Here is a 13,548-nt window from a genome sequence, read left to right as displayed (position 1 = left end):
GCAAAAGTCTTTTTTTTGCTTTGCAGTGATTAGGTTTTGTTGAAGGCCAAAACCTAATCACCGCTCTCTACCATAATAAGCCCATTTGCTACTGTACCTGCTTCAACATCGCATCCAGCATTTCTTCTGTAAATTTCCCTCCTCCCATCGTTACCAACTTGCTTACCGGCATTTCATTCAATATAGCCGCCATCATCGCCTGCATTTTCTTTTTAGCTTCCTCTTCTGCCGGTGTGAGTGGTTCCTTACGCTCTCCTCCTCCAAACATGGTTCCCATTCCCTCCAATAATTTCGCATACACCGCCTTCCCTTTAGGATGATCCGCAAAATCTTTCAACAACGAATTCCTTGTCAAAGGCGGATATAAAACATGTGTAGCCGTCACATCCAACTCCTGATGCAGGGGTAGATCTGCCGAAGAGCCTCCCACCAGTATATTGTATTTGCCTGTATTCGTTTGCCAGTCATGCACACGCTCATTGTAATATGCATAGTCACGATACTCTAATACAAAATCGACTGTCGTTTCTTCTCCCGGTTTCAGCGACACCTTTGCAAAGTGTTTCAGCTCTTTTTCAGGACGGATCACTGTACTACCCACATCCTGCACATACAACTGTACCACTTCCTTCCCTGCTACCTTACCCGTATTCTTTACTTTCACATGCACTGTCACCGCATCATTATCATTCACGGCCGTTTTATCGGCAGAGATACCAGTGTATGCAAATGTGGTATAACTCAACCCATATCCAAATGGAAATAACGGTTTTACTTTCTTCTTGTCATAATACCGGTACCCGATAAAAATCCCCTCTCCATACAAGGTATTTCCATTCTTCCCTGGAAAGTTTAAATACGCCGGTGTATCTTCTAATCTTACCGCAAAAGATTCAGATAATTTACCGGAAGGATTCACCTTTCCTGTCAATACATCTGCAATCGCCCCACTTCCTGCCTGACCACCTAACCATGCTTCTATAATGCCCTTTACCTTGCCAGCCCATGGCATGCTTATTGCCCCACCATTCATCAAAACCACCACAGTATTCGGCTGTACCTTTGCCACACTTTCTACCAGCTGATTAAAGGCCGCAGGCATATCAATACTCGTCCTGTCAAAACCCTCGCTCTCATAAGAATCCGGCAGCCCCACAAATACGATTGCCACATCACTGTTCTTTGCCGTCTGCTGTGCTTCTGCAATGAGTTTATCATTTGTAGTAGCATCTGTATTATACCCTGAAGCATACGCTACATTCCCTAATAAACCATATACATTATCTACCTGCGTCGGGTTCACCTGCGAACTACCCGCTCCCTGGTAACGGGGGTTCTTTGCAAAACCACCGATCAATGCAATTTTCTTTCCTTTCGCTAAAGGAAGTACATCCTCATTCTTCAGTAACACAATACATTCACTGCTCACTTCTCTTGCCAATGCATGATGCGCATCTTTATCATAAGTGGCGCCTTCTTTATGCATAGCACTGGTTTGTAAAAATAAGGCCAATGTTTGTGTCACCACTTCATCTAATCGTACTACAGACAAAGATCCATCCTTCACAGCCGCAATGATCGCATTATCATTCACGCCCCCATTTCCCGGCATCTCTAAATTCAATCCTGCCTTCACACCAGGTACGCGATCATTCACTGCCCCCCAGTCGCTCACCACAAACCCCTTAAAACCCCACTGCTGCCGCAATATCGTATCTAACAACAAAGCATTCTGCGAAGCATAGGTGCCATTCAACTTATTATAAGAACACATCACCGTCCACGGCTGCGCTTCCTTCACCGCTATCTCAAATGCCGGCAGATAGATCTCATGCAAAGTGCGCTCATCCACCTCCGAATTGTTCGTGAGTCTTTCAAACTCCTGGTTATTCGCCGCAAAGTGTTTCAGCGAAGTGCCCACTCCCTGACTCTGCACACCTTTGATCAATGCCGCTGCCATCTTCCCCGCCAGCACAGGATCTTCAGAAAAGTATTCAAAGTTGCGCCCCCCTAATGGCGACCGTTTCATATTCACACCCGGCCCCAGTAAGAACTGTACGTTATTTGCCTGACATTCTTCCCCCAATGCAACACCCATGCGGCTCAATAATTCAGGATTCCAGCTGGATGCTAATCCTGCCGCCGTGGGGAAACAGGTAGCAGGTACTGAATTTGTAAAATCCGTGCCCACTGCCTTGCGCAATCCATGCGGTCCATCCGTCATGAATACTGAAGGGATCCCCGCTTTATCATTTGGCTTCGTACTCCAGAAATCACGCCCGGAGCACAACGCCGCCTTTTCTTCCAATGTCATTTTTGCCACCAGCGCATTGGCCTGCGCCGTATAATCTACCTGAGCAAAGGCAATTTGTACCCATGCCATACAGGCTACAATACTTCCGATTTTTTTCATGTTGTGTATTTTGAGGTCTGTTAAAACTCATAGGAAACAGATGCCCAGAAACTACGTGGCAATATCGTTCTTCCAGCCATAGCTGTACCTTTGGTCACAGTGCTGAAATCCCTGAACTGATCCCCTCTCACATCACCTTCTGTCAGCGTTCTTGTATTCAGCAGATTATCTACCCATGCACGTACATTTACCTTCCTGGAAATATCATAACCGGCACCACCTCTCATCACCACATAAGCAGGCAGTTTGTAGCTATCGGACGGCGCTGTAAAGCGGCTACCGATATAGTTTGCAGAGAGGTTTACATTGAAACGTTTCAGATCATACGTTACGGACAATTCTGTATTCAACGCCGGTACACGCTCTGTTTTCTTACCGGTGAAACTATAGGTCGTATCGCCCATTTCGGCCAGTACAGCTGAGTTGGTATTGGTAGATGCCTTGTAATCGGTATACTTTGAATCCTGCAAAGTACCGGTCAGGCGAAAGCCCAGATTCCTGAGAGGTCTGTAAGAGATTTCATACTCTGCACTGTAAGTACGGGTAGAACCAAATGCCAGCAAGCTTTGCAACCCTGAAGATGTTGTAGGCACTGCAATGGTAAGCGATACATTCTTAATCGCTGAATAGCTTGCTGATGCAAAGAGTGACAACGGTCCTTCTGCATATTTCACACCAATCTCACCTAAATAAACCGGACGTTTTTTAATGGAAGCCGGATCAAACTCTGTAGCATTATAGTCCGAGATATTCGGTGAATTATATGCCTTTGTTGCTCTCGCAAACATGGCCAGAGCATTGCTGATCTTATAATTCAGACCCAGTGTTCCCGCCCAGTTGGTATTACTTTGTGTATAGGCTGTATAACCTGCAATGGTCGTACCCGCAGCTACAGTAGGGTCAGGATTGCCGGATGCATCTACCCCATAATAAGGACGTTTACCTTCAATATGATCATTGTCCAGCCGGAAACCTATATCCAGTCTCCACTTGTCATTCAGTGTAATTTCGTCTGAAGCATACGCAGAGAGTGTTCTTGTATTACCAATCAAGGAGGCGACTGACAACGCTGTCATACCATCACCTGAAGGACTCGTCAACAAGCGGCGGCCATGTTCTTTCATTTCCTGGAAGAAGAAGAAATTATAATTGGGTCCATTGTTTACATTAAACTGGTACAACCCCGCACCTAATGTGAGCTGGTGCTTATTGATCTTCTTTTTGAAATCGAAATAATCTATTATTTGTTTGTCCCTGTTCTGCTGACCAATGGCATAAGTACTTACGATGTAATCACCTGATTTCAAGCCTGCCGCTTTACCATCAGTATAATAGTAGGTAGAGGTACCATCCCACTGCGAAGCACCGATAGGAATTCCGACTGTATAGGCAGTAGAAGCGGATTGATAACGAAAGTTATTATTGATGGTCCAGCCATTGTCTGTTGTATAGTTGAATTGAAAGCCACCATTACCGAGCTTTGTATGAATACCATCCGCCATGTCGTAGTTATGCAAGGTACCGGTAGGATCAGTATAACTCCATTTGGTATCAGCTGTGGCCATAGATTGGGAAAAGAGATCGTAACCATTGATAGGCTTAGGTTTGCCGGAACCATCGTAAGAGTAATAAGATGGCAGCATCCACTGAACTTTATCGTTCAGGTATTTACCATATACGCGGATAAAACCTTTCTTATTTTTAAAATCAAAGGTCATATTGCCCTTAATCTGTCCGCCCTGGTTTGCAGTATAGGAAGGTGGTACTACACCTTTGTCAGTGCGATAGAAACCACCAATATTGTATTTCACATGACTACTCATACTGCCACCGGTATTGAAGTCTACCCGGTACAGGGACTGAGACATACCTGAAGTTACTTTTACTTTGCCGTATTGCTGATCCCCGCCGGTATAACTTAAATTGTTCACCACCGCGCCAGGTGTATTGCTCAGCAGGATCGCCGCATTACCACCCCTGATGGCTTCCACACCTTTGATAGTCAGATCTGTTTTATAATACTGGTCAGCAGAAGGAATGGAATTATAACCGGTTGGCACTACCGGCAGACCATCTTCCATAATACCCAGGAAGATATAACCACCCTGTTGCGGAAACCCACGCACCCATACATTGCCCGGACCATCGCCACCTGTGCTTTCGACCGTCAGACCCGGAATGGCTTTGAGGAGGTCGGTCGCATTGAGGGGCGCTCTTGTTTCAATATCTTTATTGCTCACAGTGGTGATGGCCACACTGGATTCAATTTTCTTTTTAGGATTCCCCCCGGTCACTACCACGCCTGACAGTTGCAGCACGTCTTCCGTGAGTTCGATCGTGATGTTGACAGGACCGTCGGTGATAGTCACAGATTGTTCCTTTCCAATATAGCCTACGGAAGAGATAGTCATGGTATAGGTACCCGCAGGTACCTTTCTCAGTTCGAAATGACCGGCGCCATCCGTCAATGCAGATGCATTGATATTTTTAAGTTGAATGGTGACGCCGGGTAAGAGCTCCCCCTTGTTACTCTTTACCGTACCGGAAATATTGCCCTCCCTGTCGGCTGGGGTAATGTCGGTATTGTAGAGCAGCAGTTGGTCTTCCACCACCTTGTACCCGATATGGAGGGGCAGGAAGATCTGTTGGAGGAATACGCTCAGTTTCTGGTCTTTGACATTGAAACTGATAATACGTTCCGTTCCGATAGCGCTGGCACTGAATATAAAGCGAACACCGGTCTGACCCTGGATGTCGTTAATGATTTTTTTCAGTTCCTTTTTATCGGCATTGAGCGTGACTTTCTTGTCCAGCATGGTCTGCGCTTTCGAGGGCGTAGCGTATACCGAATATACAAGGATAATAGAGAGCGCGATTTGCACGGTAGTTACTTTCATTGCGAGCAACATTAAAGCAACAAGTTGCTTATTTTTCATATTTTTACGTGGATTTGATCGTTAAAAAATGGTTTGGCGGTAAAATCCTTCCTGCATAAGGAGTAAAGGCCGGTAATGTAGCAGCATTGCCGGCTTTTTTTATGCAGTGGTGCGGATGCGGATATTTATCTCATAGCCGTACCGGGATTATGCAAGGTGCGGATGTGGATATTATCTCATGCCCACACCGGGATTATGCAAGGTGCGGATGCGGATATTATCTCATGCCCACACCGGGATTATGCAAGGTGCGGATGCGGATATTATCTCATGCCCACACCGGGATTATGCAAGGTGCGGATGTGGATATTTATCTCATACCCGTATCAGGATAGCGAGATCCCGGGCTGATTAGCAGGAGGTTCCTGTGCGCGTTCAGGCGATCCTGTATGCATACGTCTTCCCCGGTCACCCGGAATGTAGTTTGGTGATCATAACGTGTTAAATTGTATCAGTGATAATTATTGAAGGCTATATCATTGTGCACTGTTCTATTTACATCCTTTTCCCCGTATCAGTATTCTTGTTCCTATTATTTCATAAGTGGCCCCGATGGTCTGGCATACCACATCCAGCCTGGTATAGAGATCATGCTGGGTAAGTGCGCCGGTGAACGGGCAATTGTATAGACTGTCGTTTTCCACGACGATTTCTACGCCATAGTAATTACCGAGTGCATTGACTACGGTGCGCAGGGCATCGTCACTGAATTTGAATTGCATGCCCGGCATGTCTGTCACTGGCACTACCGGTTCTGGTTTTTCGACCAGTGTGGTCTGGAAGGAGCTTTCCTTCTGGCGGTAAAGTACCCGCTGGTTCGGGGTAAGGATTACGCCGCCGGTAGTATGTTTCTGACTGGCATTGGTTTGTTCATACACTTCCACCTTACCGCTACGCACGGATACTTCCACTTGCCCTGTGGCGGCGGCGGGTTGTATCATAAAACTGGTGCCCAGTACGTGCGTAACGAGATGGTTGCTGTATACATAAAATGGCCGGTTGGCATCCTTTCCTACATCGAAAAAGGCTTTGCCCCTTAAGTATACTTCTCTTTTAGCTGTGTGAAAGTGGTGCGGATATTTCATAGCCGCACCGGGATATAGGTTGACAATTGTACCATCTTCCAGTCGTACCTGTTGATTGGCTTTGCTGTCATTCCTGATCTCGTTATATTCTTTTGTATTGCCGGCGGCAGCGTAATAGGTGTCGTCGCAATCTTTGCAATAAAATGTATACAGGGTGGTGGCAATGATAATGCCCGAGATGGCGGCGGCGATGGCGGCCCAACGCCATTTAATAACCCGCGATTTAATGACCCACGATTTTTTTGGCTGCGTGCCTTCGTTGATCTTTTGCCAGAGGCGGTCTTCTGTTTCCTGCCATTCCATTTCCTGCATCGACGACAGTAGTTCGTCATCGCCGATCAGTTCATACCAGTGGTCTATTAAGGTCATTTCCTCCGGAGTACATTTGTTCTCCGCATAACGTTTGAGAAAAAGACGGAATTCGGTTCGGTTCATGAATAGCAGTTATATTATTAAAGTCAGGGCAGAAATGAAAACCCCTAAATAGTTTAAAAAAAAAATAAAATAGACAAAAAAGAGGCTTCCACCTTCAGTAGAAGCCTCTTTTTTGCGGGCTCGGGTCCCTCCTGTAGCAGGTTCCTCCTGCAGAGGGTTTCGCCTTCTGCAAGTGCCTCCTGAAGCAGGTTCCTCCTGCAGCTGGTTCCTCCTTCGGCCAGCCAAATACAGCAAAGAAATATCGCCAGGGAAAATTTAATTCATTTTAATAATGTAACTATTAATGGCACCCCTATCACCATATAATCCTTCAAACTCACTCTCATTAATTTCAGGCTTTGTGTTATATGATACTCCACTGCCTTCTCCGTCAGGTTCATATGCCGCGCAATCTCCCGCACTGAATATTTTTCAAAACGACTCATCGTAAACACCTCTCTCGTCTTAGCCGGTAACTGTGTCAATGCCTGCTGGATAGCAGCATGCAGGTCATTGATCATGATCGTCGCCTCTGTAGATTCATCCGTGGTATTCCCTGCCAGTTGCTTTTGACCGGCCTGTCTTACCATTAAAGACTCCACATAATTAATGACCTTATATTTTACTGCTATAAATAAATAATTTTCAAGACTTTCGATTTGTAAGGTGGCTCTCTTCTCCCACAGACTGACAAAAATATTTTGTACAATCTCCTCCGCAGCTTCTTTACTTTTCAATTTGTAACAGGCCGTGGTGAATAGTTTCTTCCAATAACGCTGGTATAGTACCCGGAATGCATTCTCGTCGGAAGCCTGCAATAGCCGGAGCAAGAGATCATCAGTCAGCAAATGCAAATTCATACGTGGCGATAATATTCATAGTAAGGTAAGTATTTTTTTAAAAAACAATGATTAAAAAATAAGTGTCTTTATTACCTTTCTTAAGGTCGCCTCGTCGGATGCGGTGACATTAATTAATGAATATGGTTGTGCCCCTGTGAACACATCCCATCGCCAGGTTAGCTGACTGTTCGTACGATGCTTTCCATTATCATACCACCAGGCCGTATGTAGTTTTGTATTCCCCTCCACCAACAGTGCGGTATATACAGACCTGCCATTCCATACCTGCTCCTGTACCTTTTCAAATGTATACCCACTCCCCTTCCAACAAATCATAGGATGATGTTCTGAATAATAATATGAAGGAATAAATTTCACATACACCAACGCATCCTTACTCATTAACTGCGTGACATTATCTGGTAAATTCTTCACGGTATACCCTGCGGTCTTCACAGGCAATGCATGCGCTACCACAGGCCGCGGACGCAGGTTCACATAACAGCCATAGACCATACAGGCAAGTAAGATGCCATTCCGCAACAATAAAGGACCAGTAGGTACAATCCGGTATATTTTCTTCTCTGCCACAACAGGATGACCAAACCGCATGATCATATACCTGCTGAAAAAAACAAAGGGCACTATTACATATCCAATTAACGACATCACTCCGATCACCTCATGCGATGGGGTGCCTGGCATTATTTTAAACTGCACCAGACAAATTATCCGTATTAAATTGCCTATTACATTCAATCCAAACGCTACACTCAATACCACAAGGGTTATGCCCGCCGATAGATATTTTCTATACTTTTTCTGAAATCCTCCTATGATGATCATTCCACACAACATGGCTGTCACCGTCATCTGCAAACCCATACAGGCGGGATCTACGGAAAAATCCTGTCCATCACAGCTTATAATATTCCCCTCTACTTTTGCCCCGATCACCACACTACCCGCCAGCGCTGTCAGTTGCAAACGAATGGGAAATGTAAACAGGTCCGCCCAGAACCGGAATACCGGCGACATACAGATCATTACCAGCATAGGCAGCAGATTAATCCTACCCACATACATTTCCAAACAAAACACAACTGCTGTGATCAATGCCAGATAATAAAATGTATGCACCGGCACCAGTAGAAACAATGCGAACAAGCCAATAGAGATATAGAAATATCGCCGGCTTCCTCTTTTTGTTTGATCGAATTCAGTCGTGAAGGGCAGCGCTGCCAGTCCCAGCAGGAAACCGGCAGACTGCCAATCCACAAAGTGCTGCAGCCCTACAAAGAAGAGGACAAGGTACACAGGTATAAGGATCCTCATATTGCTACAGCACGTTTCTTTTTAAACCAAACGATACATACTAAACCTATTATGATCAATGCCCACTCATGCGGTTCAGGCACCGCCCCTTTGCCTTTCAGGGAGGCGTTCTTCAGACTGTTCGCGTCATCATGTATATCGAAACGGTCATAATCCGCTTGTGTTTCCAGTACGATCAGACTGGACGCCGGGGTCACGATATAAGATTCTTTTGCAGTGGCAATGATCTCACTGTCTGCCATTTTTTGCGGCCCCATTTTCTGCATAATGTGGTTGTAAGCAAATAAGCGCATCAGGTGATCAGGCGCATTGCTTACACCCATCTGATCGTCCATATTGATCGTCACACCTGCGGGGGCTATCACCACACGGTTATCATTCTCTATATCTCCGGGAAACTGGTGCTGCGACAGCCATTGTGCCAGCTCTTTTACATCCCCCTCTGCATACCGGAAGAACCGGTATTCTTTTAGTGTACGCAGGTAAGGAGACAGCTCTCCGCCAAGATTAAGCAATTGCATTTTCCCCGGTATTTTTAATGATTCTTTTATTGCTGAACTGAATACACTTCCTGCCAGATCACCCAAATTGGGAGACATCACATTTCCCTTCGTAATGACCAATGCGGATGCACGATCAGGTACTTTGTAAACAGGAAATAAACTATAACGGTCTTTCACTAGTCGTTCAAAGTTCTCATCCGTGGCTGTATGCCATTGATTATCGATATACACCTTTACCGGATAATGTAGATTCAATATTTCTTTAAATTCTTCTTCCGTCCATGACTGGTTTATATCGAGGTAAATAGTTTTGATATCAGCATCACCCAATTCTTTTTTGTAAGGCGCTACATAGAATGACTTCCCATTGGCACTAAAACGGTTACTCCGTATGCCGGGATCGATCACCGATAATTGCCAGTCTGCTGCATATGGACCTACGCTGGAAAAAGTATTCTTCGTACGACTGAACATCCCGGGCAATTCCACGCCTACAGGCGCCTCCTGGAAGTTGATGTTTACATCTTCACGGGCACTGCCTGCATCCGGCCCCTGGAACCAGATATTCTGGTACACCAGTCGCTTGCCCTGTTGTAGCAACGGCGCCGTGATACCGATTTTAACCTGCCTGCCGGATTGACCTTCCACGGGAAATACACGTACCGTCACCGTATTCCCTTCCTGCCAGTGTACCACGCTGGGATCACGGTATTCATGACCCACAATCTTTTCATACGCCTCCGCCGCTTTTTCTTTGGTCGTTAGAATACCTTTTTCTTCCCTGCCATTTATCCAGAGGGAAAGCGAAGTCACAACACCTCCTTCGGGCAGGTGAAAAGTATAAATGGCCTCCTGGTTATTCCAACTGTTTCTACTCACCTCCGTGTTGAATACATTAATTGTTTTCTCAGTATACGCCATGTGCAGCGAAGGCCAGATATTCGCATTGGTACGTACCTGGATGGTAGAGAGTTTATCTCCGCTCCACAACCGTTCCTGTGTTTCCTGGCGGCTGTCGTACATAGCAGTCAGTACCTGGGCCGCCTCTGTTTCCGGTATGTAGGCAGTGCCGGTCAGGGAGGCGATTACCAGCAGCGGATCCTGCAATTGATCCGCATCAAAAAAGCTTCTTCTCCGGGGCATATCAAAAAAACTCCAGTCACCAAAAGCATCGTTCCCTTTCTGGTATACGATACCTGCCTTCAGCACCCTCTCTGTCATCGCATTTTCAGGAGTCTTTCGGGCTACATTTTCCCACGCTGGCAGGTCTTCATTGTCTGGCCTGAGATAAGCGTCATCAATGGCAGAAACAGCGTTTTTCCACAGCATAGTATATACAATGATCAGTGCCACCACACAACCGATACCAGCCAGGAAGGCATGCCGGTATTGGGGCCTGAACCAGACATAGGCAGATACCAGGTTATAGGTGTAGATCAAAAACAACAGCGGAATGAATACATGGCCCCCAATACCAAATACGATCATACCTATAGCGCCAATGATACAAGTGGGCAACATACAGAACATAAGGTATAAAAAACAACAGGTAGATACACCCAGTATGAATGCCATAATGGTTCTCACCACAGGAGGAAATCCCTCTTTAAAACCATAGGCAATATTATTGATGCAACACACTCCCAATGTAATCGCCCACCAGTCAGTAGAAACTGCAAAAATGCCGATGCATTTGTTCAACGCAAAACAACTGATGAGGCACAAGGTCAGGTACACCGCAAATGCATGACGGCTCCTTCTCCCCTTTTTAAATCCACCCCTCGCCCATAAAAACACGAAATACAACAACACCAATACGTAAGTAAACAAAAACATGGGGAAAACATCGTCCGACTGACTATGAACCATCCCGGGAACAAAGTAAAATCCAAGGGTAACAGGAATAAGGAGTAAACCCACCCAAAGGCGCTCATCCCGGAACATGAATTGAAAATATTGCTTTTTTGTCATATAATAAAGTACTTTGTATTTCAAAGTTTATAGGGCTAAAAAAATCGGCCATGGCCAATCTGGTGAAACATTATTCACTTTGAGATACAAAGTAAGGGAAATAGTTTCAATCAGGCAAGTCATTTTTAAAAAAATTTCCCTACCTTCTATGTCCACTTTTCAAAATTGAAAGACTGACATTAATCAAGGAAGAATCATTATCGCGCAAAGAAAGGAAGCACTCATTTCAATGGTATAAAATTTGTCCACGTATTTATAACGCCTTAAACGACAACACGATGAAAGCAATCTGGCAAAAGGAAGTAATAGCAGAAAGCGAAAAAACTGTGATAGTCGAACATAATCATTACTTTCCTCCTGAAGCTGTAAAAAAGGAAGTGCTTAGTCCCAGCAAGACCCACACGATCTGTCCATGGAAAGGAGAAGCATCCTACTATGACGTAACGGTGGATGGAAAAGTAAACAAAGACGCAGCCTGGTATTACCCAGCTCCCAAAGATGCTGCAAACAACATAAAAGGTTACATCGCCTTCTGGAAAGGTGTAGAGGTGTTAAGGTAACCCATTGATCCTACTTACTAAAAACCCGGGAATGCAAAAATTTGATGCGATCGTCATTGGTTCTGGTCAGGGAGGAGTTCCCCTGGCAAAAAAACTGGCAAAGGCTGGCTGGAAAACAGCCATTATAGAAAAACGATGGATAGGCGGTACCTGCATCAATGATGGATGCACTCCCACAAAAGCAATGATTGCCTGTGCCGAAGCAGCACATACTGTGGCCAACAGCAGGCAATGGGGGATCATTGTGTCCGGTTTTCAACCCGACTTTGAAAAAATCGTGGCCCGCAAAAATGAGATCGTCGCCTCCTTCAGAGGCGGGGCTACCAAAGGGCTGGAAAATACGGATGGGGTCACTATTTTCTATGGCACTGCCAGCTTTAACGGCCCTAAAACAGTGGATATAAAACTGAGAACCGGCACCTCCGAAACCATTACAGCCGATCATATCTTTATCAATACAGGTACTTCCCCAAAGGTCCCGGATATTCCCGGCCTTGCCCAGGTACCCTATCTTACCAATACGACTTTACTGGACCTGCAAACCCTTCCCTCCCACCTCATCGTACTGGGTGGCAGTTATATTGGTTTGGAATTCGGACAAATGTTCCGCCGGTTTGGTTGCCAGGTCACGATTATCGAACGCTCTACTTTGCTGAAAAGAGAGGATGAAGATGTATCGGCCGCCATGAAAAAGATCATGGAAAGGGCTGGCATCAAAGTACATACAGGTGCGACTATCAAACAAATTGAAGCCGCCGGCGATGCCGTGAGGATCGTGCTGAATGCCGATGGTGAAAGTATCACCGTCACCGGCTCTCATATACTCGTCGCTTCCGGCCGTACACCGCAGACAAAGGAATTACACTTAGATACTACCGGCATCACTACCGACGAAAAAGGTTTCATTCCTGTGAATGAAAAACTGGAAACTTCTGTACCCGGCATCTATGCCCTTGGAGATGTAAAAGGTGGTCCGGCATTTACACATATTTCCTACAATGATCATTTAATTCTGCTCAAAAATCTTGTAGAAAAAAAGAACGAAACCACTACCGGCAGACCTGTCCCCTATTGCGTATTTACCGATCCGCAATTAGGCAGAATAGGACTAACGGAGAAGGAAGCACGCAAACAGGGCATCGATATCCAGGTAGCCTGCCTGGATATGTCAAAAGTAGCCCGCGCCATTGAAACAGGACACACAGATGGATTTATGAAAGCAGTGGTCGAAAAGTCAACAGGCAGGATCTTAGGCGCCGCCATCTTAGGCCATAATGGCGGTGAGATCATGAGCGTACTACAAATCGCCATGATGGCCGGCATGACCGCTACACAGATCCGGGAAATGATCTTCGCGCACCCGCTGTACACAGAATCATTGAACAATCTTTTCATGACCATTACAAAATAATTGTACTTATTACGGAACAATTTGTACAAATCACAGATTCCCCTGTTCCTAACAACAATATGAGTAATTTCATCCCCA

The 13,548-nt window shown here is 45.5% G+C and carries 8 protein-coding genes; 2 read left to right on the top strand and 6 right to left on the bottom strand.

The features are described 5' to 3' along the window. Positions 1 to 88 precede the first annotated feature (88 nt). The 6 genes from SIO70_RS17950 to SIO70_RS17925 form a co-directional block, all read right to left on the bottom strand. Positions 89 to 2,413, bottom strand: a complete 2,325-nt coding sequence (locus SIO70_RS17950; RefSeq protein WP_320572901.1) for a glycoside hydrolase family 3 C-terminal domain-containing protein — start codon at positions 2,411 to 2,413, stop codon at positions 89 to 91. 20 nt (positions 2,414 to 2,433) lie between these two features. Next, positions 2,434 to 5,349 carry a TonB-dependent receptor gene (locus SIO70_RS17945; RefSeq protein ID WP_320572899.1) on the bottom strand — a complete coding sequence of 972 codons (2,916 nt, stop codon included), beginning with the start codon at positions 5,347 to 5,349 and terminating at the stop codon, positions 2,434 to 2,436. Positions 5,350 to 5,840: 491 nt separating this feature from the next. Beyond that, complete coding sequence (locus SIO70_RS17940; protein ID WP_320572897.1) at positions 5,841 to 6,869, bottom strand: FecR family protein; 1,029 nt, start codon at positions 6,867 to 6,869, stop codon at positions 5,841 to 5,843. Between the two features lie 260 nt (positions 6,870 to 7,129). Continuing rightward, positions 7,130 to 7,708, bottom strand: coding sequence for an RNA polymerase sigma-70 factor (locus tag SIO70_RS17935; protein WP_320572896.1), 579 nt, complete (start codon positions 7,706 to 7,708; stop codon positions 7,130 to 7,132). A gap of 51 nt (positions 7,709 to 7,759) precedes the next feature. Next, positions 7,760 to 9,025, bottom strand: a complete 1,266-nt coding sequence (gene xrtN, locus SIO70_RS17930) for an exosortase N (RefSeq protein WP_320572894.1) — start codon at positions 9,023 to 9,025, stop codon at positions 7,760 to 7,762. Beyond that, positions 9,022 to 11,499, bottom strand: a complete 2,478-nt coding sequence (locus SIO70_RS17925; RefSeq protein WP_320572892.1) for an XrtN system VIT domain-containing protein — start codon at positions 11,497 to 11,499, stop codon at positions 9,022 to 9,024. Before SIO70_RS17925 ends, xrtN begins: the two co-directional genes overlap by 4 nt. Positions 11,500 to 11,777: 278 nt before the next feature. Here SIO70_RS17925 and SIO70_RS17920 point away from each other — a divergent pair, with 278 nt between their 5' ends. After that, complete coding sequence (locus SIO70_RS17920; RefSeq protein ID WP_320572890.1) at positions 11,778 to 12,059, top strand: DUF427 domain-containing protein; 282 nt, start codon at positions 11,778 to 11,780, stop codon at positions 12,057 to 12,059. A 31-nt stretch (positions 12,060 to 12,090) separates the two neighbouring features. Beyond that, positions 12,091 to 13,470 carry a mercuric reductase gene (locus tag SIO70_RS17915; protein ID WP_320572888.1) on the top strand — a complete coding sequence of 460 codons (1,380 nt, stop codon included), beginning with the start codon at positions 12,091 to 12,093 and terminating at the stop codon, positions 13,468 to 13,470. Positions 13,471 to 13,548 lie beyond the last annotated feature (78 nt).

The sequence above is a fragment of the Chitinophaga sancti genome (assembly GCF_034087045.1).
In the GTDB taxonomy this organism is placed as follows: Bacteria; Bacteroidota; Bacteroidia; order Chitinophagales; family Chitinophagaceae; genus Chitinophaga; species Chitinophaga sancti_B.
This window is presented reverse-complemented; position numbering and strand designations above follow the sequence as displayed.

Excerpts from the sequence above, each read along its gene's own strand:
- xrtN (WP_320572894.1), bottom strand. The coding sequence starts at position 9,025 with ATGAGGATCCTTATACCTGTGTACCTTGTCCTCTTCTTTGTAGGGCTG.
- SIO70_RS17940 (WP_320572897.1), bottom strand. The coding sequence starts at position 6,869 with ATGAACCGAACCGAATTCCGTCTTTTTCTCAAACGTTATGCGGAGAAC.
- SIO70_RS17935 (WP_320572896.1), bottom strand. The coding sequence starts at position 7,708 with ATGAATTTGCATTTGCTGACTGATGATCTCTTGCTCCGGCTATTGCAG.
- SIO70_RS17920 (WP_320572890.1), top strand. The coding sequence starts at position 11,778 with ATGAAAGCAATCTGGCAAAAGGAAGTAATAGCAGAAAGCGAAAAAACT.
- SIO70_RS17950 (WP_320572901.1), bottom strand. The coding sequence starts at position 2,413 with ATGAAAAAAATCGGAAGTATTGTAGCCTGTATGGCATGGGTACAAATT.
- SIO70_RS17925 (WP_320572892.1), bottom strand. The coding sequence starts at position 11,499 with ATGACAAAAAAGCAATATTTTCAATTCATGTTCCGGGATGAGCGCCTT.
- SIO70_RS17945 (WP_320572899.1), bottom strand. The coding sequence starts at position 5,349 with ATGAAAAATAAGCAACTTGTTGCTTTAATGTTGCTCGCAATGAAAGTA.
- SIO70_RS17915 (WP_320572888.1), top strand. The coding sequence starts at position 12,091 with ATGCAAAAATTTGATGCGATCGTCATTGGTTCTGGTCAGGGAGGAGTT.